At 35.7% G+C, this 280-nt stretch carries 1 protein-coding gene; it reads right to left on the bottom strand.

Annotated elements, in window-relative coordinates; all coding sequences use genetic code 11:
- Nucleotides 1–77: 77 nt before the first annotated feature.
- A partial coding sequence (locus AAEY75_RS14745; protein WP_352259986.1) for a YiiD C-terminal domain-containing protein occupies nucleotides 78–280 on the bottom strand: 203 nt, incomplete at its 5' end.

The raw sequence follows: 280 nt of genomic DNA, 5'->3' as shown, positions 1-280 counted from the left end.
ATTAAAGTAAATAAATTAAAAAGCCAAGCATTGCTTGGCTTTTTTCGTGCTTAATTCAATTATAAAGTGCTAACAGCTTATTTTTTTACTACAAACTGCCCTTCAAAGTCAGCCACTACCTTATCACCATCATAAATAATAACAGGCACTAAATAGCTGGCTTTACCCTCAGTTTCTAACTCGCTGAGCTTACCCTTACAGCTTTGTATATCAACACAGCCGCGTGGATCACTGCTAAGCGGTTTTAAATATTTAATATTGGCATCGGCTAATACAATAC

The organism is Psychrobacter sp. TB55-MNA-CIBAN-0194 (assembly GCF_040309505.1).
Classification (GTDB): Bacteria; Pseudomonadota; Gammaproteobacteria; order Pseudomonadales; family Moraxellaceae; genus Psychrobacter; species Psychrobacter fozii.
The sequence above is the reverse complement of the archived record's forward strand: the minus strand, read 5'-3'. Positions and strand labels throughout refer to the sequence as shown.